This window comes from Vulcanococcus sp. Clear-D1 (genome assembly GCF_014654725.1).
Classification (GTDB): domain Bacteria; phylum Cyanobacteriota; class Cyanobacteriia; order PCC-6307; family Cyanobiaceae; genus Vulcanococcus.
Window position 1 is genome coordinate 195,730 of the sequence record NZ_JACVZV010000024.1, and the last position, 22,907, is coordinate 218,636.

Consider the following 22,907-nt stretch of genomic DNA (forward strand, 5'->3'; position numbering starts at 1 on the left):
CCCCTTAATACACTTGGCTGGACGCCGTCGTTAGGCGGCAGTTCATTGTGCTGGACACGATCCATGTCAGCGGAGTCTCGGGAGTCAATGAGCCAGAGTTTTTATGCCTACTGCGTTCAACAACGCAGGAGTTACTGCATCTACGACTAGCCGTTTTCAGTAAAGCGACCCGTCCTCATACTCAGTCATGGCCCGCACCACCGCCACCGTCACCTTCCAGGCCCTGGAGCTCAAGGGCAGCCTGCTGCCGGCCTCACTGCTCGAGGAGGTGTCCAAGTTCAACCGCCCGAAGGAGCTCTTGCTGGAGCCCCACGACTACGGCTTGGGCAAAGGCGAACGCTTACGGGATCGCATCGATGCGGCCTGGGTGCTCACCAAAGAGCTGTGGGATGAATACACCAACCTGAAGGAACGAGCCGGGCAGAGCATCGCCGGGCAACACTTCGGGCATCGCCTGCTCAAGGAGGTGTTGGGCTGGAGCGGCGTGGAACCCTGCAGCGGCTGGCAGCAAGGCGAATCCCACTATCCGATCAGCCACCGTGCCTTTGGTGGATCTGTTCCGTTGATCCTGCGAGGGATCGACGCGGGCAATCTCGATCGCGGTAGTGCCCAGTTCGGCCAGGAGGGCCGCAAGCGCTCACCCCACAGCTGCCTGCAGGAATGCCTCAACGCCGACGACAGTGCCAATTGGGGCGTGTTGCTCAGCGGCGATCGGCTGCGATTGCTGCACGACAACCCCTCGTTGGTGAAGCCCGCCTACCTGGCGGCGGACCTGGAATTGATGATCGAGGGCGAGCGCTTCGATGAGTTCTCGGTGCTCTGGCTTGTGCTGCATGCCGGCCGCTTCCAACACCCCAACACGGGCAGCTGTGTGCTCGATGACTGGAAGCAGAAGGCCGAGGAATCCGGCGAGCGGGTTCTGGGCGCCCTACGCGGCGGTGTGCAAAGCGCATTGGAGTCGCTCGGTTGGGGCTTTCTCAATCACCCCGCCAATGGCGCATTGCGGGAGGCGTTGCAGTCAGGCGGGCTGAGCCGCCAGCAGTTCCATGAGCAGCTGCTGCGGCTGGTATATCGGTTCCTGTTCCTGTTCACCGCAGAAGACCGGGATCTGTTGTTCCCGCGCGAGGTGGACAATGGTGACCCACGCCGGCGGATTTACCGCGAGGGCTACAGCGTTAGCCGGCTGCGGGAGCTGGCGATCAAACGCAGCGCCTATGAGGGGGATTACGGCGATCTGTGGGAATTGCAGAGGCTGGTGTTCCAGCAACTGAGCATCGGCAACTCCCCACTGGGGCTGCCTGGCTTGGGCGGCCTGTTTAGCCTGGAGCAATGCCCAGACCTGCAGGGCGCTGAGCTCTGGAACGGGCCATTGCTGCGGGCGATCAAGGCGATCGGGTGGTTTGACGCCGGCGGCACCTTCACGCGAGTGCGCTACCGCGACCTCAACACGGAAGAACTCGGCAGCGTGTATGAGGGCTTGCTGGAACTGCACCCCCAGCTGGAGCAACAGGGCAGCCAGTGGCAACTGAGTTACGGCGGTGGAGCAGGCAGCGACCGCAAAACCACCGGCAGCTACTACACGCCCGATGCCCTTGTGCAGGAGCTGATCAAGAGCGCACTAGTGCCAGTGATCGACGATCGGTTGAGCAAGGCAACTGGCCCGGCCGAGCAGGAAAAAGCCCTGCTCGAGATCAAGGTGATCGACCCCGCCTGCGGCAGCGGCCACTTCTTGCTGGCCGCCGCTCGGCGGCTGGCCGTAGCCCTGGCCCAGGTGCGCGCTGGTGACGATCAACCGAGCGAAGACGACCGTCAGCACGCCCTGCGCGATGTGGTGGCCCACTGCATCTATGCGGTGGACAAAAACCCGATGGCGGTCGAGCTCTGCAAGGTGGCGCTGTGGATTGAAGCGATCGATCCCGGCAAACCGCTGAGCTTCCTCGATGCCCACATCCAATGCGGCGATTCGTTAGTTGGAGTCTTCGACCCGAAGGTGCTTGAGGAAGGCATCCCCGATGAGGCCTACAAGCAGCTGACGGGTGACGACAAAACGGTGTGCTCCAGCCTGAAGAAGGAGAACGCGGCTGCCCGCAAGACCAGCAGCAGAGGTGGATCCAACCGCGGTATCCAGGGCAGTTTGGATTTCAGTGGAACGAAGCCACGTAGCCGCAGCCAGGAAGCACTGCAAGCCATCGGGGCGATGCCGGAGGCAACGCTGGCTGAGAGCGCTGCCAAGCAAGCGGCCTATGCCAACTGGCTGGAGCAAAGCGGCCTGGATCCCGAGGCCTTGGCCGCAGATCTATTCACCGCGGCGTTCTTTGTGGCTAAAACCAGTGGCTCACGCGCCACAGTGCCGACGACAGAGCACTTGCTGAGGCTTTTGGGCGGACAGCCTGTTGAAGAAGCGATGGAAGAGGCCGTGGTGCAGGCTTCCCAGAACTTTCGCTTTTTCCATTGGCATCTCCGCTTTGGAGACGTGATGTCGCGAGGCGGGTTTGATTGCGTGCTTGGCAATCCACCATGGGAGCGAATCAAGCTACAGGAAAAAGAGTTTTTTGCGGCTCGCTCTGAGGCGATCTCTACCGCCCCGAACAAGGCTGCGCGTGAGCGCTTGATCAAAGCCCTCAGCGCCCCAGATGCCAGTGAGGCCGATCGAGAGACATTTCATGAGTTTGAGCTTGCCAAACGGGAAGCTGAAGGCAGTGCTGAATTCATTCGCGGGAGTGGACGCTTCCCGCTGACCGCAGTAGGTGATCTGAACACCTACGCCCTGTTTGCTGAGCACTTCCTCAACCTCATAGCCGCTGGTGGGCGCTCAGGGGTGATTGTGCCAACAGGGATTGCTACGGATAACAGCACCAAGGCTTACTTCGATGCCATCTCTAGCGGCGGGCGCCTGGCGAGCCTTTTTGACTTTGAAAACCGAGCGGGGCTCTTCCCTGCGGTTGACAGCCGCATGAAATTTGCACTGCTCACTCTCGGTGACGGTGTTGAGGCTACTGATTTCGTTTTCTTTGCTACGGCCGTTAATCAGCTGTCTGATCAGCGACGGCATTTCACGCTCAGCGCCGATGACATCGCGCTGATTAATCCGAATACACGCACTTGCCCGGTATTTCGGAGTCAGATGGACAGTGAACTTACGCAGAAGATATATAGCCACGCACCCATACTCCTTGACGATGCGATGGGGGAGCATGGCAACCCCTGGCGAATAAAGTTTTCGACAATGTTTCACATGACCAATGATATCGATCTGATGCAAATAGCCCCAGGACCAGACCTCTCAATGGTCTGGGAGGCGAAGATGACCGGGTTCTGGGATCATAGAGAATCTGATATTGCAATGAATTACGAAAACACAACGCGACAAGCGCAGACTCGCGACATCTCGGGTCAAGAGCATTTCGACCTTGACAGGCGGCCGAATAGTCAGTTCTGGACGCAAGCTGCTTATGCAGAACACAGAATTCCAAAGGAGTGGCCGTTTGACTGGATATTCTGCTTCAAACGAGTCACTGCGGCAACCAACTGGCGAACACTAATACCCTGCATTATCCCAAGAGGGCCGATAAGCTACACGCTTTATTGCTGTTTTACAGACAAGGCCTATGTAGAAGCGGGTTTGGCATCAGTACTATTTGGAGCACTAGGTTCGCTGACTGTTGATTATTGCTTGCGACACAAGACTGGGCAACCATCCCTGCCGCTCTGGTGCCCTGAGCAGGTTCCGGTTCCTGCCCCTGAATCTGTTAGCAGAGAGTCGATTGATTTTGTGGCCCCCCGGGTTGCGCTTATGGCCACATCGGCAAACGATGTTTTGAGTTTTGCGCATGATACTGGGTGCAAAGGTGTTCAACCTGCATGGGACCCTGCTGCACGAGCGCAAAGCCAAGCAGAGCTTGATGCCTATTTTGCCAAGCTCTACGGTTTATCCCGCGACGAGCTGCGCTTCCTTCTCGATCCCGTAGATGTTATGGGCCCGGATTACCCGAGCGAAACCTTCCGCGTGCTCAAAAACAATGAGATACGGGAGTTTGGTGAGTACCGCACACGGCGACTGGTCCTTGAAGCATGGGATCGACTTTTTGGTGATTGAGACATGAAAAGAAATATGGAACTTGTCAGACTATTACTCATCGAGATTGAGCAAGACGCACAATGGCCTGCTGGCAAGTGCATAGCCACCGAGGATGCAATCAAGTCATATCACCTTCATCTTCTGATTCAGGCAGGCCTCGTTGAGGGAAAAGAAAGTCTTGTCATGGGTGGGGAAGCTCCTCAGTTCCTGATTAGCGGCCTCACATGGCATGGGCACGAGTTCCTAGCCGCTTCAGCCGATCCAGGTCGTTGGAGTCAGTTCAAGAAATCCGCGGGTATAGGACTGGCCTCTATTCCGTTTCCAGTGATTGTGAAGCTGCTGACTGATGGAATTGAACAGTCAGTCAGGGCCGCACTCCAGACCCATGGTTTTGTTAGCTGAGATGCCTGCCTTTCTCCTACCAGCTTATTGCGCTGTCCATCAGGCGGTTAATACATTGAATGCTGCAGGTGCTCTGCATCCCAAGAACGACACAGTGATTTTCACCTTCGCCGACATCCCCGCTATGGATGTGTTTGTGTATCTCGGAGCCTGTTGGCTGATGGTCTGGAGCACTGGCACCACCATCAAGCTGCGTGGTGAGGCCAAAACACTCGTGGCTCGGCAGCTATTGGGATTCCATCGGCTGCTCGATATCCCACTGTCCAGGTCCAATGCGAACCTTCAACAGGCCAAGTCTCCCACCCTTGGTGTGTTGGCCCTCACGCCGATCGCCACAGAAGAACAGCAGTTCCAGGCCGTTAATGCCCTCTGCGCCATCACCCACGCCGCCGCCGAACCACCGGGTGTGGTCTGCGCCCAATACCGCGCCAAGCAACAGCGTTTCGGCATCGGCATCTGCGACATGGGTCGCAGACTGGCTGGTTCCCTGCAACCACTTTCACCGAGGTGCGCAGCTAAGGACAAACTTTTTCGACACATACTTAGTGAAAAGACCTGAAACCATGGATGGGCAACAGTCACAAAAACCTATTTCGCGACAGTGCCAGCACTGGCTGTGCCTTTTCACTCCTGTAACCTGGGAGATTGCTATACAAAACAAGTACTCTCAGGCAGGGTTTACCGCTTCAAGACTGAAGACTGCCAGCAGAATAAGAGAAGGTGACCTGCTTTATATCTATCTAATGCAGCGAAAGGTCTTATGTGGCTGCCTGATCGCTTCGGGCTCTGCACGACTATCGCAAACAGATTCAATCTATCCTCCGATTGGAAAGTTCCCCGTGGTCCTTCCTACCACTCCAAGAGTGTTGCTACCTGCCAATTGCTGGCTGCCTATCGAAGAACTGATTGGCAGTCTCATGCTTTTCAGGGGGCTCAGAAAGCCTGCACTTTGGCAGCACGCACTTCGCAACTCACCCCGTAGCCTCAGGTCATCCGATGGGGTGTTGATTCTAAATAAACTGGAGAACCTACTTTAATTAAGCGCAATTCGCTTGCGAGACAGTCTTTCCACACATGGAATGCACAATGCCTATTATCGAGACCAAAGGTCGTCATTCACTGCATCAAGTAGTTAGTGTTATCGAATCAGAAGGGGCCCTCCATCCCAACGGCGACACGGTATTTCTCAGCTTCGCCGACATCCCTGCCATAGATGTGTTGGCGTTTATCGGCGCCTGGGGGCTGATGGCCAGGAGCACTGGCACCACCATCAAGCTGCGCGGCGAGGCCAAAACACTCGCAGCCCTGCAGCTCATCGGATTGAATCAGCTGCTCGATATCCCAGGGTCCAACGCCAATGTTCAGCCGGCCAAGGCTCCCACTGTTGGCGTATTGCCCCTCACGCCAATCGCTACAGAAGACCAGCAGTTCCAGGCGGTAGATGCCATCTGCGCCATCGCCCTGGCCGCCGTCGACAACGCCTCTGCCTTCATCCCAGCGCTCGAGTGGCTGGCCAACGAGATTCTTGGCAACATCCTCACCCACGCCGCTTCTGAAACACCGGGCGTGGTCTGCGCTCAGTACCGCCCCAAACAGCAACGCTTCGATATCGGCATCTGCGACATGGGCCGCGGGCTGCTCGGCTCTCTGCAACCCGCCTTCCCCGACGTGCGCAGCTACGGCCAAGCGATCGACAAGGCAATTGAGCGTGGCGTCACCCGCGATCCCGCCATCGGCCAGGGCAACGGCATGGCCGGCTCCTACGAGATCGTTCGCCTCAACGGCGGCACTTATCAGATCTGGACCGGTGATGTGGTCTACGAGCTCAACAAAAGCAAGCGTCGCCCGGGCTTCCAATCCATGCCAGCGGTGTTCGGCACTGGTGTGATGTTCTCGCTCGACACGAGCAAACCCGTTGACCTCGCCAACACCTGGATCGCCTCCGCCACCGGTGCCGAGTGTCTCTTCCTCAACACCCAAACAGACGCCGCCAGCGACACCGGCCTCAATGTGGCCGCTGAATGCCTCCACACCGGCGGCCGCGCCCCCGCCAAGCTGCTGCGCCGCAAAATCCAGAGCCTCCTGCCTGCCATGGACGGCGAGCCGCTGATCCTGGATTTCTCCTGCGTCAAATCCGCCGCCAGCAGCTTCCTCGATGAACTCCTAGGCCGCCTCGCCGATGAAGACCCTCGTGGTCAGGCTGTGTTCGACGGTCCCGTGCGGATCCAGGGCATGAACCCCACCGTGCAGGCCATGGCCAATGTGGTGGTGGCGCAGCGGTTGAGGGGCTCCATCGATCGCAGTCCAGACGCGGAAGACTGATGGCCGTCAGCGTTTTTCGCCACGCACGGGCACTGGAGCTGCTTCGTCTTGGCTCGGGCAACCCCTCGGCTGACTTTCGCGATGGTCAATTGGAGGCCATCCAAGCCGTCTGCAGCCAAGGCAGCCGCGTGCTCGTGGTGCAGAAGACGGGCTGGGGCAAGAGCTTTGTGTACTTCATCTCCACACTCCTGTACCGCGATGCAGGAATGGGGCCGGCCCTGCTGATTTCCCCGCTGCTCTCGTTGATGCGCAACCAGGTCGCGGCGGCTCAGCGCATGGGGCTGCGCGCCGTCACCGTCAACTCAGAGAATCAACACCACTGGCAGGCCGTTGAAGAGCAGGTGGCCGCAGGGGAGATCGACCTATTGCTGATCTCACCCGAACGGCTGCACAGCGAACGTTTCATCCTGGGGCCAATGGCAGGTCTCAACCCCAGCCTTGTGGTGATCGATGAAGCCCACTGCATTTCCGACTGGGGGCACGACTTCCGCCCCGATTACCGCCGCCTCGGGCGTTTGGTGAAAACCATCCCCAATGTTTCGTTGCTGGCCACTACCGCCACGGCGAGCCAGCGGGTGATGGACGACCTGGCCACTGAACTGGGCCCCAGCCTCTTTCAACTGCGCGGAGACCTCAACCGCGCCTCGCTCACCCTCCAAACCCTGAAGCTCAACAGCCAAACCGCACGGCTGGCTTGGCTCGCCAGCACGATCCCCACCATGGAAGGTAGTGGGATTGTTTACACCCTCACCAAGCGCGATGCCCGCGTGGTGGCCGGTTGGCTGAAGGAATGCGGCGTGAAGGCGGAGGCCTACTTCGGTGGAAAAGATGCAGCAGAACGAGAGCGGCTGGAGGAAGCCCTGATCCAAGACGATCTGGATGTTCTTGTCGCCACCACAGCCCTTGGCATGGGCTACGACAAGCCCAACCTCGCCTACGTCTTCCACTACCAGATGCCTGGTTCTGTGGTGGCCTACTACCAACAGGTCGGCCGGGCTGGGCGTGCACTGCAGGCAGCGCGGGGTGTGCTGCTCTCCGGCCGGGAAGACGAACGCATCAATCAGTTCTTCATCAACAACGCCTTCCCAACACGATCAGACGTGCAAGAGGTCCTGATCGCACTGGACGCTGCACCGGAAGAAGGTCTCCACATCAACCGCCTCATGGAGACCATCAATCTGAGCGAGCAACGCATCCAGCAAACACTCAAGCTGCTGTCGCTGGAGGTTCCCGCTCCAGTGGGCTCCACCAAAGGCATGTGGCAACGTCTCCCCGCCGATCTGGCGCCAGCGTTCTGGCAGCGCGTCGAACGGCTTGCGCAGCGCCGTGAAGAAGAGCTCAGCGAGATGCAGACCTTCCTCAAGCTTCCCTACGGCAGTCACATGCCGTTTGTGGTGCGGGCTCTCGATGGCGACCCATCCACCGTGACCGCACCGACCCTGGCGCCCCTGAGTGAGGCTGTTGATCAGGCCCTGGCCATCCAGGCGGCGGAGTACCTGAAGCGCCTGGATATTCCGATCGGCCCACGCCAGGAATGGCCGCTTTGGGGGATTCCAAGCTTCGCTCCCGACAGAAACAAGTACATTGGTACTAAGCGACAGGCGCAGTGGGGTCGCGCCCTCTGTTACTGGAGTGACGCCGGCTGGGGTGACCTCGTGGAGCAAGGCAAGTACAGAGATGGCGTCTTCGACCAGAGCCTGGTTGACGCTTGCGTGGCGCTGGTCGGGCGGTGGAATCCATCACCCAGGCCGGAATGGGTCTGCTGCATCCCCTCCAGCCGTCATCCCGAACTGGTTCCCGACTTTGCTGCGCGCCTAGCCGATGCGCTGGATCTGCCTTTCTATGCCGCACTCGCCAAGGCGCGGCAGAACGAGCAGCAAAAGGCCATGCAGAACAGCACCCAACAGGTGCGCAACCTGGATGGCGCTTTTGCGGTCGCCCAGGAGCTGCCTTCAGGGCCATGCCTCTTGGTCGACGACATGGTCGACAGCCGCTGGACCTTTGCTGTGGCCGCCTGGCAGCTGCGAGCGGCCGGCAGTGGCCCTGTTTTTCCGCTTGCATTGGCCCAGACTGGGCAAGGCCGATGACCCTCGCTCCCGCGCCACCGATGGGTCCAGCCACCCTTTCGGACAACACGCAAGCAGTCCTCCTCCTCACCTCGCCCCTGCTGGCGGGCGGTGACTCCGGAGCAGCAGGTGCCAAGGTCCTGAGCGCCGGCGAGTACAGCCAGCTGGCCAAAAGCCTGCTCCAGACGAAGCATCAGCCCGCCGACCTTCTGAACGGCTCAAAAGAGGCCCTGCTCAGTGCCGCACCTCCGGAGCTTGACCAAGCGCGTCTCAACCAATTGCTCTCGCGAGGCTTTCAGCTGAGCCAAGCGATTGAGCACTGGGCCAACCGCTCCATCACGGTGATCGGTCGCGCTGATGAGGCCTATCCGCGGCGCTACAAACAACGCCTTAAACATCAGGCCCCTCCGCTGCTTTACGCCTGCGGCAATCCCGAACTGCTGCATCAACCGGCGTTAGCAGTCGTTGGTTCGCGTGCCACCACAGAAGCGCTGCTGCAGCAAACCGAGCAGATCGGCGCTTTGGCGGCTGCAGCGGGCATTGCGATTGTCTCCGGCGCTGCTCGAGGCGTAGACGAAGCCGCCATGGTCGGTGCGCTCCAGGCGGGTGGCTATGCGATCGGCGTCGTAGCCGACAGTCTCGAGAAGATGTGCGCCAAGCCCATCTGGCGCCAGGCCCTACTTGATGGACGATTGCTGCTGCTCTCCTCCGATGCACCCAGCGCGCGCTTCCAGGTCTGGCGGGCCCACGGGCGCAACAAGCTGATCTATGCCCTGGCCGATGCAGCCTTGGTCATGAGCTCAGCGAAGGGCAGTGGTGGCACCTGGGAAGGAGCCGTCGAGCAGCTCACCAAGCTCCAGTGCTGTCCTCTCTATGTCGTGGACGACCCTCGTGGTGGCGAAGGATTAGCGGCCCTGCATGACCAAGGTGCAGCGCTCTGGCCTTATCCCTCCACAGCAGAACGATTGAGGGAGGTGATCGCCAGCCAGCCATCACCCACCAACGCATCCCACGAAACTTGCGAACCAGCTCCGGCAATGTCGGCTTTGGAAGTCGTGCAGGAATCGCTCCTTGAGCCACGCCCTTCTGGTGCTGAACAGTCATCGGCCAAGGAACCACGCGCTGAGACGACTGAAGTGGAGATGAATCCAGTCGCCGCATCAGACGGCGGCGAACCACCAGCTCCGGAAGTCGAGCTCGAGCCCTTATCTGTCGGGTTGTCCATGACACCTGCAGAGCAGCTCTTGTCACTGGCCAACAAACTGCTCCTCGAAGCGTTGACGGAGGAGCGAACCGAGGATGAGTTAGAAGCCCTCCTGGGCTGCACCAAACCTCAGATCAAGGCCTGGTGTAAGAACCTTGTCAGCGAAGGACTGATTCGCAAACTCAACAAACCAGTCCGATATTGCAAGCGCTGAGTTCCGCTTCAGCTCAGATCCAACACGGTCCAGGTCGTATTGGAGACCGGTCCGCAGGCCATGCCTGATGTCGTGATTTCAAAGGCCACCCAACCAGGCTGATCAACGCTTTTCAAGAATGCGATGACGTCGACGGCCTCATCAGCAGCATCCTGAATGGCTTGATGAGCCGCCCATGCCCCCTGCAACTCGCTCGCGAGTGCTTCCGGCTCGTTAGGAACTTCATCAAACCAGATTCCACGAATGGTGGTGGCGTTCGGCTCTCCGCTCTCCTTGAACACCCGCTCCCCTGTTGAAGGGCAAAAGAAATTCCAGTCGTCACGCTGGAGTTCGATGACTTGCATGGTCTTGCTCTGTACTGAAGACCAGCCTCAACCCCGGGTGATCATCGCGAGCAGGTTCTCCTGCGAATAACCAGGATGGACTCAGCAGCTTCACGCCGTGACCACCACTGAATCCCCGAGTCCCGAGGCTGTAGCGGCGCAAGCCGCACGCACGATTGCGCTGCAGATGCTCGAGGAACGCGGCCGCGGGGCGGTGTTGGTCGGCGTAGCCCGCGTGGACGCAGCCCTGGAGACCATGCTCCAGGCCGTCATGGCTCCAGGTCCGAGCAAAGGGGATGGGCTCTTCCAACCGGAACGCCCCCTGGGCTCCCTCGGCGCCAAGGTGGCGTTGGCCCATCGCCTCGGCCTCATCGACGATGCGGTGGAGCATGCCTTGGGTGTGTTGCGCAGGCTGCGCAATGCCTTTGCCCATTCGGCCGAGTCAGCCTCCCTCACTGACGACACCCATCGAATGCGACTCGAGGCTGTCTATCTCGAAGTTCGCGCGAATCCGCTGTGGGGGCCACTCGAGGCCGTTCTTGCCGCTCAACCCCCATCAGCGCATGGCCCATTGGATGCAGCGCTTCGGGATTACATCCTGTTGATCACGATCCTGGTGGCCTTCCTGGAAGCCACCGCCAAGCAACTGAAGCCGGTCAAGCCACCCGTCGTCATGCGGTTTGCAGGCATCACCAAAGCCAACGACAGTCAGCCATGACCGCGAAGCTCCAGCGCTTCATCTCGGCTCAGAACGCTGGGAACCCAAGCAGCTACGAGCGCGCGCTGGCTGAATTGAAGGCTGGACGCAAACGCAGCCACTGGATCTGGTTCGTGTTGCCGCAGCTGCAGGGTCTGGGCCGTTCAGCGATGGCGCAGCGCTTTGGGATCAATGGGCGGGCAGAAGCGCAGGCCTACCTGGAAGAGCCCTGCTTGCGGCAGCGGCTGGAGAAGGTGATCAGCGTGATCTGCGACCAGCTGGAGCTGCCCGGCCAAAGCCTCGAGCATTTGATGGGCAGTCACCTGGATACAGCCAAAACGATCAGCTGCCTGACCCTCTTTGAAGCCGCTGGCCTGTCAAGCGCTACTGAACTGCTGAACCAGCTGGGCCGGCGCTGCCCCAAGACACAGGCCCTGCTCAGCGCTCCTGTAACACCACCCCCTGCCTGAGCACGGTGACGCGATCCACCGCAACCTGATCCGCCATCGGGTGACTGAGGCGCAGCTGCTGCAGAAGCGCCCAGTCGAGCTGCTCTCCCTCCAGCCAAGCCGGGAACCATTGGATGCGGCTCATCGACAGCCAAGCGGGCCAGCGCTCAGGCACGGTGTCACCAGCCGTCGTCCCAGCCACCCACACCGTGGCGGTCTCGCCCTGCTGCAAGACGCGGTAGTGCACCTGCAGCTTGTTGTGGGGGAGGCCTCTGCTCATCCCTGCGCCTGGCGTTCGTTCTCCTGCTGCTCCTCCTGCCACGCCCGCTGCAGATCCATCCGCGTGATCCGGTAGCCCAGTCGCCGTGCCGCCAGGATCAGCTCCTTGCGGGAGCGGCAGTGCTTGAGGGCGCGTTGGAGCGCTGCATCAGCCTCCACGTCGGCCACAAAACGCTCCAGCTCTGACCAGCTCATGGGAGGGGAACCCCTGGGTCTCTCACCATGCCAAGAGCCTCTGAAGTGCGCCAGGTTCCGCAGATCACACTCCGCCAAACCTTGCGTCAGCACTGAGAAAACCGGCCGGGACACCGGCCGGCGGGAGGCAAAGCCTCCCGAGGCAGCTCAGATCACTGAGACCGTGGTGCCCTTACGGCCCTGGAAATAACGGGCCATTGCATAGGCCGATTCAGCAGGGATCAGGCGGAGCTTTTTGACAGGCTTCCCGCGACGACCGATCGGGGTGGTGATGCGCTCATGGCCATAGGCCTTGATGCCATCGGGATAGGTGTGGAGCACCAGGAAGCGGATCTCGCAGCAGGGAGCGGTGGGGCGTGCCATGGAAGGGGAAGGCGTGGAACACCCCGACCGAGGCCCACTGCGGCGAAGGCGGCAAGGACTGCGTAGCAGCCCGGCCTGATCCTTGCCGCCTTCGACGCAGTGGGCACGCTGGGAGGGTCCACGCCGCTTCCATGGCACGCGCCGCCGCGGCTGTGTGGTGAGCCGATTGCTGGTGCGGACCGGAAGGAAGAGCCTCAAGGTCTATGGCCAGGAGTGGATCACCGAGAGGGTGAGCAGTCCCTGAAATGCACCGCACCGGCTCAAGACGCACCACCAGATGCGCCGCGCCGGGCACCTCCAGGATCGCCCCTTGTCAAGGGCTGACGCGAGGCGAGTGACTGGTTGGTGTGGCGCGATCGCCCCGGCTGTGCCGGTGCTCACCGCGCATCAGCGGATGGACTCGCCCCTTGACTGGCGGAGCGGTCCTTGAGGCGTTCCGTCGCTGCGCCGGAAGGCGTCAGTTCGTCATGGTCAGCCATGCCGTTGGTTTTGGTCCTGAGGATCCGGTCTCCTTGGTTGAGTCCTGCTATCGGGCCGTGGAGTGGCTGCTCGCCACCCACACCGCCAAAGGGCTTCTGATTCCCAGGCCCTGGATCGATCACCCCTATGGGGAGGAAGAGATCGCGTTGCTTGAGGAGGAGTTGCTGCCCGCGATGGCGGTGTTTCTCTCGCGGGTGGAGGCGATTGATCGGGCGATTGAGGCCGATCAGGAGCTGGAGTTCAAAGCTCATCAGGCCCGCTGAGGGCCAGGCCGGCGGTGGCCGGCCTTTTCTGCTGTTCCCGTTGGGCGGGTCAGCTGTTGATCGGGTTGCGCGGTTCCAGAGGAAGAATGCGCACCCGTTGACGGCGCTCATCGGCAACGATCAGGGCACCTTGATCCAGCTCATCGCTGTAGCTCCCGAGAAGATTGAGCACCAGCGAACCGATCACCTCAGGCAACACGTTCAAGCAGCGCACCTGCAGAACACTGGGGCCATCGGCACCAGAGAGGGCAAGCATGGTCCCGAAGTCGAGATCGTGGGTAAAGACCGCATAGCGATGGGCCAGGGCCCAGGCCATCAGGTCGCCATCCGGAGCGCGTGGATCGCCCACCTCGGACCAATGCACCGCCTCGTGACCGGCTGCTTGAAGGAGAGGGATCCACTCAGTCGACAAGTTCATATCGACCAGAAGCCGCGCCATCAGGTCAGCACCAGCGCCTCCTCTCGCTCCTCGAGGCGCCAGGCGGCGTAAGCCAGTGCCTCATCGATATCGGGTGATTCCAGCAGTGGGTAAGCCGCCAGGATTCGCTCTCGGCTGACGCCACTGGCCACAAGGCCAACGATGGTGCCAACGCTGATCCGTAGCCCGCGGATACAGGGCTTACCGCCCATCACAGCTGGGTCGTGCGTGATTCGAGAGAAGGCCATGGGATCAGCGTAGGCAGCGCGAAGGGATCAAGCCGTAGCGGATTCCGCGAGGAAGCTCTCAATCCAGCGCTGGTGCCGGCTGGTGGTGATCAGCCCGGCCAGGGATGGTTGAGCCTCAGGCACCTGGAAGGCAGCGCGGAAGCCTTTGGAGAAGGCCTCGAGCCGAGCGGGGGCGAGGGCCTTGATCCGTTCCTGCAGCCCAGTGATGGCGGCAGGCTGGAGGGGAGCATCAGCCGCCGCAACCGGCGCCTTGGCATCGCTCACCTGGCGCTGCTGCTTGTCGTAGAGCGCCAGGCCAAAGGGATTGCCAAAGGTCATCAACGCCCGCTTGGTGGCATCGGTCTCCGCTTCCTTGAGGGCCGATTCATGGGCCAGGCCCTTGTCGGCATCAATGCCATGGCCGGCGCCTGAGCCCTCACGGATCAGGGTGCGGTGGCCGGCGGTCACCGTGATGCGCACGCGGGCCGTGTAGGTGACACCCCAGCCGCTTTTGCGATCACGCCCGATTGGGCGTTCGTGTTCCGCCACGCAGCGGCTGATCAGGGTGCAGCGCTCCCAGCCATCAAACCCAAAGATGCGGTTGGCCTCTGCAATCACCTGCCACCCCTCGAGATAGCTCACCCGGCTGCGGCCCTGCTCCCGCTGCCGCACATTGGCCCGATCGAGGGGAGCCGAAAGAGCAGCCACCTGCCTCTCCGAAAAGCCGCTGCCTGGGCCAGAGGCCCCCTCGAGGTGGGCGGTTGCAGGGGCGGGCGATGGTTGAGCAGCGTCTTGGCTGAGGGTGTCGCGCAGCAGCTGGAGCGTTGTGGGTGGCCGGCTGGTGGCGTTGCGGCGAATTGGAGCTGAGTGGGAGGTGGCTGTGGATGTGATGGCCATGGCAAAGAATCTGTGTGTGGAGTGGAAGAAAGAAAGTGGCGCCCGCACCGGCAAAACCCCATCGAGAAGGGGCCCCTGGCCCCCTCAGGTGATGGACCAGTGGCGGCGTTTGATGAGGCGTGCGCCGGGTACGGCTGTTGCGGAGAGGGAGAAGGCGAGGTGGGCGGCTTCTGGTTTGGGGAGGCCGGAGATGGCGGATGAGATGACGGAACGGATGCGGGCCTTGATGGAGGTTTTGTTGGGAGTGGTGGTGGTTTGGGTGGTGAGGAGATCTGGGGGGAGGAGACCTGCGTCATCGATCTCGATGGCTTCTGTGGTGCGTGAGGTGAGGCGGTGATCGAGGAGGTTGTGGGCGGTGGCGGATGGATCGAGGCGGGAGAGGAGATGGATGAGGGTGGATTCGAGGGCGTCAGCGCGGTTGTCTTCTCGTTTGGCGAGAGCTGAGAAGCGCTTGGATTGAGAAGAGTGGTAGTTGGCTTCTGCGCGGAGGCGTTCGATCACCCAACAGGTGGCATCGGCTTTGCGCAGGAAGGCCTCGCGTTTGTTGTCTTCCAGGGCGAGGGATTCCTCGAGGTCGGCAATGGCGAGAGCACGTTCGTCGTCGTCCTCGGTGTCGAGGCGTTCGGAGAGGCGAGCAATCCAGGAGGTTTCGGCTTGGAGGTCGGTACCGAGCTCCCAGAGGGTGGGGAGCTGCGGGGAGGCGGCTGGAGGAGTGGTGACGGGAATGGCGACAGACATCGGTGTGTGGGTGTGAGGAATGGGGGAGGAAAGGGAATGGAGCCGTTGGCCTATGCCGCCTGTGGGATCTGGAGCACCTCGATGGGAATGGCCGAGCGGCGGCTGAGGCGATGGGCCTGATCGAGCAGGGAGGCGGTGCCACGTGAACCGGGGAAGCCGACCACCAGAAGGCCGGCCCCCATAGGCAGGGCTGCCAACACATCGAGCGAGCGCTGGAGCATCTGGCGATTGCGGATCGGCCCAGCGGCGCGGCCGTGTTGCTTCCAGGCAGCGGGGCAGGCGATCTGAAGCCAACCGAGCTGATCGGCAGCAGCGGCAATGGCTTGATCCGCGCCGCGGGCAGCGCCATGGAGCAGGGCCTGCACCAGGCGGCCACGGGTGGCACGCAGGAGATGGGTGGCGATCAATTCGGGGGGCCAGGTGAGATCACGGCCACCACCGGCCACAACCACGAGCTGGCCGCTACCTGGCGGAAGGATCGAGGCAAATAGAGAACCATCAGGCGGCGCCAATGCGGCGGCCTGAGCAAGCGAAAGCATGGGAAGAAAATGAGCGTAGAAGGATTTCTTTCAAGGGCTCCGGCTACAGCGGAGGCCATCCCTTGATCACCCCTCAATTGTATCAGTACGGGCGTACTATGCGCTAGGTGAGACGGGGTCTGCGAGGCTCTCTTCTTGAATCTTTACGGCTCTAGAACCAGGCATCTGAGGCATCAGCAGCATGGCTATTCGTCAAAGAGCCGAGCACACGGAAACACTCCAGAACGAAGCCATCAAGAGCGCTTGCAGGCGCCTCAGACGGGCCCCAATGCGCCGGGCCACCGCAGCCGCGGGAGGACGCCATGCCTGCAGAACCAACGCCACACATCCCGGCGGCGGCAAGGAAGGTAATGATCACGCGAGCGCCAGGGCCGGTGTCCGCGCAGCGGCTACGCCGGCTCGCCTAGCCCTGGCGCCGTGTGACATCCTCAAATTCCGCCGCAGGGTGGCGACTGAGCGCTTACGGCGTGCGCTTGCTGCAACGAACTAGGTTCCCGGTAGCTGTAGTCGAGACCTACACACTTGCGCCACGGCAGCATCCATACGGTCAGCCTGTGTCGCGCCGGGGTAGGGAGCTGGAGGCAACTGCTTGAGCTGAAGCATCCCGTAGGCCTCAGATCCGTTGATGCGCCGATTGCTCCATCGAGCACAGATCCCTTGGATCTGGACATCACTCAGGCCGATCAGCAGAGCCAAACTTCCTGCGAGCACGTGCCGTGAACCTGCAACACCACGATGGTGCCGACGAGGTCGTGGATTGTCAGCTTGCTCGCTGCTCCATTCATTCCCGTTCCACCACCGGCGCCCACTCCGCCTGGATGCCGATATCAGGCACACCCGATTCTTTGTTGGTCTTCTCCAGCCAGTCGGCGCGGATGATCCGGTGGCCTTTGCGAACACTGCGCATCCCGGCCGGTGCCTGGGCCGCCGCGCAGGATCGCCCACCATCGAGGCAAACCGATGGCGTCGCGGCACACCCTCCAATCAAGGCGGCTGAGACCAACACAATCCAAGGCCTCACGGGCGCTGCTCTTCTCGGGCCCAGATCCTTTCGAGGCTCCGCTTGAACTCCTGCTGATTCATCGGCCTGGCCCGGCGCCGGCCACGAATCGTGCTGCTGATCCACCAGATCTGCAAACCACCGAAGGCCAGAGCAAACAGGCCCAGCTGCAGGTACCCGGCGTTCAGATGCTCCATCACCTCGTGAAGCTCACTCCAGCTCAAAGGTGTTGTGGACGATCCCAGATCCATCAGGGCCCGGGACAGTCACAACAGCAAAGTGTTGGTCGCTTGTAGCTGCGTCTCTGTATCGCCACCGGAGTCCACTGCTTGCGTGGGAACAACCACTGCCGCTGCGCATGATCTCTCTCCTCCTGATCGCGAGGAAGGGGTGCACCTCGCCGACTTATCGGCTGTAGTTCTCCAGTTGCTCGAGCCCTTTGCGGAGCAACTGCTGACCACCCTCGATCATCCGCTGCTGATCGCCTTTGAACTGACAACTGGCCGTGCGGTACTGAACGGTCTTGCTCAGCGGCACGTACCAAAGCGCATCGAGTTTGCAGAAGTTGCGCCCCTTCTGCGCGGGCAAATCCTGCAGCAGCTCACCGCTCAGGCAGCGGTAGCCGCTGCGGTCCTTGCCCTCCCGCAGGCAGGTTCCAAGGTTGCGTACAAAGATCTTCTCCCCCTTGTTCTTGAACACCTGGTTGGCGTAGCCGGCAAACGACACCGGGTCGTAGCTGAAGGGCGCAGCTTGCGCTGCTCCGCTCAAAGCAGCCAGAAGCAACAGGGGGCTCAGATGGCGCAGCACTGGAAGCTGGTGCAACAGGAGGAGAACCAATCATCGGTTCAGCTGCAACACCACAGTCACATCAGACCCCTCTCCGGTGCTCCCTAAGGGCGAAACAGCGTCGCCACCTCATCCGCGGGTCCAACGCGCAACGTCCAGCGCGGTTGCGTGAAGTCCGATTGATCAGGCCTTGATCAACGTCCGACAAATCCTCTGGGCAGCTTCTCGCGCTCCGAACAGGTTGCGAGCCGCAGGGCCCAACTGGAGTGAGGCCAAGGCACCCATCAGGTGCACAGGCGTCTGCGGCCAACTCAGATCGACGTTGAGAACGGGCCAATCATCAACCAGTTCCATCGGTCGTTGGTGCTGCAGTTGAGCGGCCAAGGGATGGTGACTGACACCGCCGTGATGACCAGTCGCCAGCCAGAGACGATCCGCTGAGAGTTCAGCGCCGCCGCCCTGCAGCTGGACGATCCAGCGACCGTGAAGCCAATTGGCAGCCTGGACTTGGGCGTGCTCCAGCAGTTCAAGCCTGCCGCTGTTCTGTTCCTGCGTGAGGGCATGAATTAATGGTGGAGTAACGGAGCCTCCATCGCGGGCACCTTGAATCGCCTGCAAGCGTTGACGCATACAGGTTTCGCGCTGGAACGCCTTGAGGTATTTCGGCCCCAGCCAGCCGGGATCGGCGTCAAAAGGTTTGATCCGTAAGTTGCGGCGGATCAGCAGCGTGACCCGCGCACCACGCCTGATCGCACCAAGGCTGAGGTGTGCGCTGGTAAGGCCGCCACCCACGATCAGGATGTCCTGCCCCTTGAGATCGCCGCAAGCCTCAAGGTCCAAATTCTGGCTGTGCTGCAAGGCCGGGCTCGGGTAGCCCCCGTCTGCCAGCCCGTTCAACCAGCAGGGCAACACAGGAGCTGTGGGTCCAGTGGCAACCACCAGATGACGTGCCTCCTGCTGGGATCCATCGCTGAACGTCAGTTCAAGCCGATCGCGAGAGGAGCGGCCGAGAACCACAGCCTCCACAGCCAGCGGCTCTACGGCATCAGCCAGGCCGAACTCCTCGGCAACCTGCATGCAGAACGTGTTGAACAACCCGGTATGGGGTTGGCCGTAGGGCCCTTCCAGTTCACCGCTGCGATGACATCCATAGGCGTAGCTGCGCAGGGCGTTCGGATTGGGATGAGGATGGTGCGGCGAGGGTGAGCGCAGCCAGGGTATCTCGAACTGCCGCATCTGCCGCTGCCAACGGTTCAGCCAGTGGCCACTCGGATCGAGGATGCGCAGGCGTCGGCGCCAGGCCGGTCGTTTCTGCAGCAGTTGGCAACAGAGGCTGAGCGCGTGAGGCCCGGCACCGGCAATCACCAGATCAGCCATCCAGACAGGCCTCCTGGTGCTGGCAGCGGCTGCAGAGGCCATGAACCTCAAAGGTGTGAAACAGCGGCCTGAACCCTTGCAACAGCACGGCGCCAAGCCCCAAACCAGCGGTGCCCAGGGGACAGTGCGGCAAGGCCTGGATCGCGCCGCACTGCACGCAGATGAGGTGGTGGTCGTCTCGCTCCACGGGGGCGTAGAGGGTTTCGCCATTGGCGAGCTTGCGGGATCGGATCAGCCCGGCTTGCTGCAACAGCTTGAGACCGCGATACACCGTGGCCAGCCCGGTGGAGCGGTTGGTGGCCCTGAGGCGCTGATGCAGCGCCTGGGCGCTCAGCTCGCACTCAGCCTGTTGGAGCACATGAAGCAGGTGCTGCTGGCGGGGTTGGGTGATCGCGGAGCCCATCGAGCCTGACCGGAACCTCAGGTCTTGCTAGAACGAGAACCATTCTTACTCCCAGTCGGACTGTGGTCCGGCTCCTCTGGCCATGGCCTTCTCCAGCCCCGTTCCCGCCGCTGAGCGTTTACCGGTGACCGTGCTCACCGGCTACCTCGGGGCCGGGAAGACCACCCTGCTCAACCGGATCCTCACCCACGAGCACGGGCTCAAGGTGGCGGTGATCGTGAACGAGTTCGGTGAGGTGGGCATCGACAACCAGTTGGTGGTGGATGCCGATGAAGAGATCTTTGAGATGAACAACGGCTGCATCTGCTGCACCGTTCGCGGTGATCTGATCCGGATCATCGGCAACCTGATGAAGCGGCGCGACCGTTTCGACCACCTGGTGATCGAAACCACCGGGCTAGCGGATCCAGCCCCTGTGATCCAGACCTTCTTTGTGGATGAAGACCTGCGCGATGAGCTGCGGCTCGATGCGGTGGTGACCCTGGTGGATCTGCTCCACGTCCAGCAACACTGGTTCAGCGAGGAAGTCCAGGAGCAGCTGGCGTTCGCCGATGTGCTCGTTCTCAACAAGGCCGATCTCGTGGATGACGCCGAACGGGAGCTGGTGGAGCAGCGGGTACGGGCGATCAACCCCATGGCCCGTCTGCTCACGAGCCACATGGCCAATGTGCCGATGGATCAGATCCTCGGTGTTGAGGCCTTTGAACTGGAGCGCGCCCTCAGTCTGGATCCAGGATTCCTGGCCGAGGAGCATGACCATGAGCACGATGCTGCCGTGAGCTCGGTGGCCTTGGTCGAGGAGCGACCCATGGACCTCGAAAAGCTCGGCCGTTGGATCTCTGATCTGGTGGGCAGCCGCGGACCGGATCTGTTCCGGATGAAAGGCATCATCCAGCTGGCTGGTAAGGATGAGCGTTATGTGCTCCAGTCGGTGCACATGCTGATCGACGGTGACTTCGATCGTCCCTGGCACGACGGTGAGCGGCGCCGCACCGAATTCGTGATCATCGGTCGCGATCTGGAACCCGATGGCCTGCGGGCCGGTTTCGCAGCCTGCGTGGCCTGACTCAGCCATGGCACAGGCGCCCTTGGTGAGCGAGCGGCTCTGCGGGGATCTGCAGCAACCGATCACGGCTCTGGCCTGGTCGGCCGATGGAGAGTTTCTGGCGATCGCCAGCGCCGGCGGCGAACTGCTCTTGCTCGATTTCCGCGCCGGCTGCGAGGAGCTGTTGCGGGGCGAGCACAACAGCAGCCTCGATGTGGTGGGCTTCAGCGACGACGGCCAGTTCCTGATGGCCGCCGGCCAGAGCGGTGAGCTGTTGCTGTGGGAGCTGGGCGGCACAGGAGTCAGGCCCCTGGCGATGGGCCCCATGGCGCTGGGCGGTGGCTGGATCGATGCAGCGGCCTGGCAACCCGATGGGTTGTTGCTCGCGGTGGCCAGCGGACGGCAGGTCCGCCTCTGGGATGGAGCGCTGCGGCAATGGCGTGAAGACCCGCTTGCTCTGCCGGGCAGCGTGCAATCGCTGGCCTGGAGCCGCGACGGGGGGCAGTTGGCAGCGAGCTGCCAAGGGGAGCTGACCCTCTGGCGACCGGCAGAGGCGCCAGAGGGGGAACCACCGCTGCGAAACAGCATCGCGTCAGCTGGATTGGCGCTGAGCTTTTCCGGTCCTGGGCACCATCTGGCCTGCGGACTGCTGGATCGCTCGCTGTTGGTCTGGCCCGAGCACTGCCTTGGTCAACCCTGGCAGTTCAGTGGTTTTCCCGCCAAGGTGCGCCTGCTGGCCTGGAGCGACCGATCAGGACGGTTGGCTCCCCTGCTGGCAAGCGCTGCGGCCGACTCCGTGATCCTCTGGACGCAGATCAACCAGGGCGCCAAGGCCTGGCGACCTGAGCCCTTGCTCTGTCATCAACGCCGGGTGAGCGGACTGGCCTTCGCTCCAGGCAGCACCTTTTTGGCCAGCGCCTCTGTGGACGGCACGGTGGCTCTTTGGAACGGAAAAGGGCACTTGCTTCAGGTGCTGGAAGGTCAGGGAGCCGGATTCAACAACCTCGGCTGGCGTGGCGATGGACGGCATCTGGCGGCTGGTGATGCCCAGGGGCGCTGGTGGCTGTGGCCGGTGACGACACCAGCGGCGGAGCGCTCCCATGCACGGGCCGGTGGCGGCTTCAAAGCCAATCCATAAGATGAGAACGATTATCGCTATGGCGTTTCAGATGGTGATGGGTCTGCGGTTTTGGCGCCTGCCTGGCGCCCTGTTCCTGGCTGCATCTCTCGTGGCCTGTGGCGCTCCGCGACAGGCTGATCAGCCCTCCGAGACGACGGGCATCGAGGTGGTCACCACCTTCCTGCCGATCACCCTGTTCACCCGCGCCGTCGCCGGGGATTGCGCCACGGTCAAGGCGTTGGTCCCACCGACCACAGGCCCCCACGACTTTCAGGCCAAGCCAGGAGATCTGGCGGCGCTGCGCCAGGCCCGCGTGCTCGTGAAGAACGGGCTGGAGATGGAGAGCTTCCTCGACAAGCTGGTGGCCTCCGCCGGCAACAGCCAGCTGGCTGTGATTGATTCCAGCCGCGGGATTGCCACCATCGACTCGCCCGAAGGCGAAGCGGAGCACGGCCATGAGCATGGAGAGGACGAGGGCCATGGACATGCCCATGGAGCGGTGAATCCCCACATCTGGCTCGATCCGCTGCGGGCTGTTCAGCAGGTGGAAACCATCCGCGATGGCCTTGTCAAAGCCGACCCCAGCTGCGCTGAGGGATACAAGCGCAATGCAGCGGCCTACACCGCAGAGCTGCGGGTGCTGAACGATGAACTCGCCACCGAACTGAAGCCTTATCGCGGCAAGACGTTCATTGCCTTCCACGATTTCGCCCCTTACTTCGCCCAGCGCTACAACCTCAAGGCTGATTTCCTGGTGGATGTGCCGGAGCTGAACCCCAGCCCGGCTGACCTCCAGCGGGTGGCCGCCGAGGTCAGGCAAACCCAGCTCAAGGCCCTGTTGAGCGAACCGCAGGAGGGTCAGCGCTCCTTCAACACCCTCGCCAAGGATCTGGGCATCAAGATCAGCGTGTTCGACCCCCTCGAAACGGGTTCAGACCAGTCCGCCAGCGACCCTCAGACCTACTTTGTGGTCATGCGCCGCAATGTGGCCGATCTGATCCAGGCCTTTGGTGGCTGAGTCC

The 22,907-nt window shown here is 61.7% G+C and carries 26 protein-coding genes; 12 read left to right on the forward strand and 14 right to left on the reverse strand.

What is annotated here, in order from left to right:
• Positions 1 to 187: 187 nt before the first annotated feature.
• The 6 genes from H9532_RS10310 (at position 188) to H9532_RS10330 (ending at position 10,286) form a co-directional block, all read left to right on the forward strand.
• Complete coding sequence (locus H9532_RS10310) at positions 188 to 4,096, forward strand: N-6 DNA methylase (protein ID WP_296368070.1); 3,909 nt, start codon at positions 188 to 190, stop codon at positions 4,094 to 4,096.
• A gap of 15 nt (positions 4,097 to 4,111) precedes the next feature.
• On the forward strand, positions 4,112 to 4,480 hold the full coding sequence (locus tag H9532_RS16055; RefSeq protein WP_366664559.1) for a DUF2513 domain-containing protein: 369 nt from the start codon (positions 4,112 to 4,114) through the stop codon (positions 4,478 to 4,480).
• Positions 4,425 to 5,039, forward strand: coding sequence for a hypothetical protein (locus H9532_RS10315; protein WP_296368073.1), 615 nt, complete (start codon positions 4,425 to 4,427; stop codon positions 5,037 to 5,039). Before H9532_RS16055 ends, H9532_RS10315 begins: the two co-directional genes overlap by 56 nt.
• A 686-nt stretch (positions 5,040 to 5,725) precedes the next feature.
• Positions 5,726 to 6,802 carry an STAS-like domain-containing protein gene (locus H9532_RS10320; RefSeq protein ID WP_296368075.1) on the forward strand — a complete coding sequence of 359 codons (1,077 nt, stop codon included), beginning with the start codon at positions 5,726 to 5,728 and terminating at the stop codon, positions 6,800 to 6,802.
• Positions 6,802 to 8,889 (forward strand): RecQ family ATP-dependent DNA helicase, encoded by a 2,088-nt coding sequence (locus H9532_RS10325; protein ID WP_296368077.1) that lies wholly within the window; start codon positions 6,802 to 6,804, stop codon positions 8,887 to 8,889. The genes H9532_RS10320 and H9532_RS10325 overlap by 1 nt, the downstream gene beginning before the upstream one ends.
• The gene (locus tag H9532_RS10330) at positions 8,886 to 10,286 is read left to right on the forward strand and encodes a DNA-processing protein DprA (protein WP_296368079.1); all 1,401 of its coding nucleotides are present in this window, start codon (positions 8,886 to 8,888) and stop codon (positions 10,284 to 10,286) included. The genes H9532_RS10325 and H9532_RS10330 overlap by 4 nt, the downstream gene beginning before the upstream one ends.
• An 8-nt stretch (positions 10,287 to 10,294) precedes the next feature.
• Here H9532_RS10330 and H9532_RS10335 read toward each other — a convergent pair whose 3' ends face one another.
• Positions 10,295 to 10,630: a hypothetical protein gene (locus H9532_RS10335; RefSeq protein ID WP_296368081.1), complete on the reverse strand. Its 336-nt coding sequence runs from the start codon at positions 10,628 to 10,630 to the stop codon at positions 10,295 to 10,297.
• Between the two features lie 97 nt (positions 10,631 to 10,727).
• On the opposite strand from H9532_RS10335, the gene H9532_RS10340 reads away from it, so the two are divergent.
• Both H9532_RS10340 and H9532_RS10345 read left to right on the forward strand, forming a co-directional pair.
• A complete protein-coding gene (locus tag H9532_RS10340) occupies positions 10,728 to 11,327 on the forward strand; it encodes a hypothetical protein (protein WP_296368082.1) in 600 nt (199 codons plus the stop codon).
• Positions 11,324 to 11,776: a DUF1810 family protein gene (locus tag H9532_RS10345; RefSeq protein WP_296368084.1), complete on the forward strand. Its 453-nt coding sequence runs from the start codon at positions 11,324 to 11,326 to the stop codon at positions 11,774 to 11,776. The genes H9532_RS10340 and H9532_RS10345 overlap by 4 nt, the downstream gene beginning before the upstream one ends.
• Here H9532_RS10345 and H9532_RS10350 read toward each other — a convergent pair.
• The 3 genes from H9532_RS10350 to H9532_RS10360 form a co-directional block, all read right to left on the reverse strand.
• Positions 11,745 to 12,035 carry a hypothetical protein gene (locus H9532_RS10350; RefSeq protein ID WP_296368086.1) on the reverse strand — a complete coding sequence of 97 codons (291 nt, stop codon included), beginning with the start codon at positions 12,033 to 12,035 and terminating at the stop codon, positions 11,745 to 11,747. The genes H9532_RS10345 and H9532_RS10350 overlap by 32 nt on opposite strands.
• Entirely contained in the window at positions 12,032 to 12,229 is a 198-nt protein-coding gene (locus H9532_RS10355) for a Nif11-like leader peptide family natural product precursor (RefSeq protein ID WP_296368088.1), read from the reverse strand. Before H9532_RS10355 ends, H9532_RS10350 begins: the two co-directional genes overlap by 4 nt.
• A gap of 147 nt (positions 12,230 to 12,376) precedes the next feature.
• On the reverse strand, positions 12,377 to 12,592 hold the full coding sequence (locus tag H9532_RS10360; RefSeq protein WP_296368090.1) for a hypothetical protein: 216 nt from the start codon (positions 12,590 to 12,592) through the stop codon (positions 12,377 to 12,379).
• 512 nt (positions 12,593 to 13,104) lie between these two features.
• On the opposite strand from H9532_RS10360, the gene H9532_RS10365 reads away from it, so the two are divergent.
• Entirely contained in the window at positions 13,105 to 13,335 is a 231-nt protein-coding gene (locus tag H9532_RS10365; protein ID WP_296368092.1) for a hypothetical protein, read from the forward strand.
• 49 nt (positions 13,336 to 13,384) lie between these two features.
• Here H9532_RS10365 and H9532_RS10370 read toward each other — a convergent pair whose 3' ends face one another.
• The 10 genes from H9532_RS10370 to H9532_RS10415 all read right to left on the reverse strand — a co-directional run bounded on the left by H9532_RS10370 (position 13,385) and on the right by H9532_RS10415 (position 19,720).
• A complete protein-coding gene (locus H9532_RS10370; RefSeq protein ID WP_296368094.1) occupies positions 13,385 to 13,774 on the reverse strand; it encodes a DUF5615 family PIN-like protein in 390 nt (129 codons plus the stop codon).
• Positions 13,774 to 14,001 carry a DUF433 domain-containing protein gene (locus H9532_RS10375; protein ID WP_296368096.1) on the reverse strand — a complete coding sequence of 76 codons (228 nt, stop codon included), beginning with the start codon at positions 13,999 to 14,001 and terminating at the stop codon, positions 13,774 to 13,776. Before H9532_RS10375 ends, H9532_RS10370 begins: the two co-directional genes overlap by 1 nt.
• 27 nt (positions 14,002 to 14,028) lie before the next feature.
• Entirely contained in the window at positions 14,029 to 14,877 is an 849-nt protein-coding gene (locus H9532_RS10380) for an RAD52 family DNA repair protein (protein ID WP_296368098.1), read from the reverse strand.
• An 84-nt stretch (positions 14,878 to 14,961) separates the two neighbouring features.
• Positions 14,962 to 15,615 (reverse strand): siphovirus Gp157 family protein, encoded by a 654-nt coding sequence (locus tag H9532_RS10385; protein ID WP_296368100.1) that lies wholly within the window; start codon positions 15,613 to 15,615, stop codon positions 14,962 to 14,964.
• A 50-nt stretch (positions 15,616 to 15,665) separates the two neighbouring features.
• Positions 15,666 to 16,154 carry an SLOG family protein gene (locus H9532_RS10390; RefSeq protein ID WP_296368102.1) on the reverse strand — a complete coding sequence of 163 codons (489 nt, stop codon included), beginning with the start codon at positions 16,152 to 16,154 and terminating at the stop codon, positions 15,666 to 15,668.
• A gap of 781 nt (positions 16,155 to 16,935) precedes the next feature.
• Positions 16,936 to 17,061, reverse strand: a complete 126-nt coding sequence (locus tag H9532_RS10395; protein WP_296368104.1) for a hypothetical protein — start codon at positions 17,059 to 17,061, stop codon at positions 16,936 to 16,938.
• A 110-nt stretch (positions 17,062 to 17,171) separates the two neighbouring features.
• Positions 17,172 to 17,351 carry a hypothetical protein gene (locus H9532_RS10400; RefSeq protein WP_296368106.1) on the reverse strand — a complete coding sequence of 60 codons (180 nt, stop codon included), beginning with the start codon at positions 17,349 to 17,351 and terminating at the stop codon, positions 17,172 to 17,174.
• 208 nt (positions 17,352 to 17,559) lie between these two features.
• Positions 17,560 to 17,976: a hypothetical protein gene (locus H9532_RS10405; protein ID WP_296368108.1), complete on the reverse strand. Its 417-nt coding sequence runs from the start codon at positions 17,974 to 17,976 to the stop codon at positions 17,560 to 17,562.
• A gap of 147 nt (positions 17,977 to 18,123) precedes the next feature.
• Complete coding sequence (locus H9532_RS10410) at positions 18,124 to 19,317, reverse strand: FAD/NAD(P)-binding protein (protein ID WP_296368110.1); 1,194 nt, start codon at positions 19,315 to 19,317, stop codon at positions 18,124 to 18,126.
• On the reverse strand, positions 19,310 to 19,720 hold the full coding sequence (locus H9532_RS10415; protein ID WP_296368112.1) for a transcriptional repressor: 411 nt from the start codon (positions 19,718 to 19,720) through the stop codon (positions 19,310 to 19,312). Before H9532_RS10415 ends, H9532_RS10410 begins: the two co-directional genes overlap by 8 nt.
• 82 nt (positions 19,721 to 19,802) lie before the next feature.
• On the opposite strand from H9532_RS10415, the gene H9532_RS10420 reads away from it, so the two are divergent.
• The 3 genes from H9532_RS10420 to H9532_RS10430 are packed head-to-tail and all read left to right on the forward strand — an operon-like array spanning position 19,803 to position 22,903.
• A complete protein-coding gene (locus tag H9532_RS10420; RefSeq protein WP_296368114.1) occupies positions 19,803 to 20,786 on the forward strand; it encodes a GTP-binding protein in 984 nt (327 codons plus the stop codon).
• Between the two features lie 7 nt (positions 20,787 to 20,793).
• Entirely contained in the window at positions 20,794 to 21,903 is a 1,110-nt protein-coding gene (locus H9532_RS10425; RefSeq protein WP_296368115.1) for a hypothetical protein, read from the forward strand.
• A 37-nt stretch (positions 21,904 to 21,940) separates the two neighbouring features.
• Positions 21,941 to 22,903, forward strand: coding sequence for a metal ABC transporter substrate-binding protein (locus H9532_RS10430; RefSeq protein WP_296368117.1), 963 nt, complete (start codon positions 21,941 to 21,943; stop codon positions 22,901 to 22,903).
• Positions 22,904 to 22,907 lie beyond the last annotated feature (4 nt).

Bases quoted from the DNA above. Each gene is read 5' to 3' on its own strand.
- H9532_RS10310 (WP_296368070.1), top strand. From the start codon at position 188: ATGGCCCGCACCACCGCCACCGTCACCTTCCAGGCCCTGGAGCTCAAG.
- H9532_RS16055 (WP_366664559.1), top strand. From the start codon at position 4,112: ATGGAACTTGTCAGACTATTACTCATCGAGATTGAGCAAGACGCACAA.
- H9532_RS10315 (WP_296368073.1), top strand. From the start codon at position 4,425: ATGGAATTGAACAGTCAGTCAGGGCCGCACTCCAGACCCATGGTTTTG.
- H9532_RS10320 (WP_296368075.1), top strand. From the start codon at position 5,726: ATGGCCAGGAGCACTGGCACCACCATCAAGCTGCGCGGCGAGGCCAAA.
- H9532_RS10325 (WP_296368077.1), top strand. From the start codon at position 6,802: ATGGCCGTCAGCGTTTTTCGCCACGCACGGGCACTGGAGCTGCTTCGT.
- H9532_RS10330 (WP_296368079.1), top strand. From the start codon at position 8,886: ATGACCCTCGCTCCCGCGCCACCGATGGGTCCAGCCACCCTTTCGGAC.
- H9532_RS10335 (WP_296368081.1), bottom strand. From the start codon at position 10,630: ATGCAAGTCATCGAACTCCAGCGTGACGACTGGAATTTCTTTTGCCCT.
- H9532_RS10345 (WP_296368084.1), top strand. From the start codon at position 11,324: ATGACCGCGAAGCTCCAGCGCTTCATCTCGGCTCAGAACGCTGGGAAC.
- H9532_RS10350 (WP_296368086.1), bottom strand. From the start codon at position 12,035: ATGAGCAGAGGCCTCCCCCACAACAAGCTGCAGGTGCACTACCGCGTC.
- H9532_RS10355 (WP_296368088.1), bottom strand. From the start codon at position 12,229: ATGAGCTGGTCAGAGCTGGAGCGTTTTGTGGCCGACGTGGAGGCTGAT.
- H9532_RS10360 (WP_296368090.1), bottom strand. From the start codon at position 12,592: ATGGCACGCCCCACCGCTCCCTGCTGCGAGATCCGCTTCCTGGTGCTC.
- H9532_RS10370 (WP_296368094.1), bottom strand. From the start codon at position 13,774: ATGGCGCGGCTTCTGGTCGATATGAACTTGTCGACTGAGTGGATCCCT.
- H9532_RS10375 (WP_296368096.1), bottom strand. From the start codon at position 14,001: ATGGCCTTCTCTCGAATCACGCACGACCCAGCTGTGATGGGCGGTAAG.
- H9532_RS10380 (WP_296368098.1), bottom strand. From the start codon at position 14,877: ATGGCCATCACATCCACAGCCACCTCCCACTCAGCTCCAATTCGCCGC.
- H9532_RS10385 (WP_296368100.1), bottom strand. From the start codon at position 15,615: ATGTCTGTCGCCATTCCCGTCACCACTCCTCCAGCCGCCTCCCCGCAG.
- H9532_RS10390 (WP_296368102.1), bottom strand. From the start codon at position 16,154: ATGCTTTCGCTTGCTCAGGCCGCCGCATTGGCGCCGCCTGATGGTTCT.
- H9532_RS10395 (WP_296368104.1), bottom strand. From the start codon at position 17,061: ATGCGCAGTGTTCGCAAAGGCCACCGGATCATCCGCGCCGACTGGCTG.
- H9532_RS10400 (WP_296368106.1), bottom strand. From the start codon at position 17,351: ATGGAGCATCTGAACGCCGGGTACCTGCAGCTGGGCCTGTTTGCTCTG.
- H9532_RS10410 (WP_296368110.1), bottom strand. From the start codon at position 19,317: ATGGCTGATCTGGTGATTGCCGGTGCCGGGCCTCACGCGCTCAGCCTC.
- H9532_RS10415 (WP_296368112.1), bottom strand. From the start codon at position 19,720: ATGGGCTCCGCGATCACCCAACCCCGCCAGCAGCACCTGCTTCATGTG.
- H9532_RS10420 (WP_296368114.1), top strand. From the start codon at position 19,803: ATGGCCTTCTCCAGCCCCGTTCCCGCCGCTGAGCGTTTACCGGTGACC.
- H9532_RS10425 (WP_296368115.1), top strand. From the start codon at position 20,794: ATGGCACAGGCGCCCTTGGTGAGCGAGCGGCTCTGCGGGGATCTGCAG.
- H9532_RS10430 (WP_296368117.1), top strand. From the start codon at position 21,941: ATGGGTCTGCGGTTTTGGCGCCTGCCTGGCGCCCTGTTCCTGGCTGCA.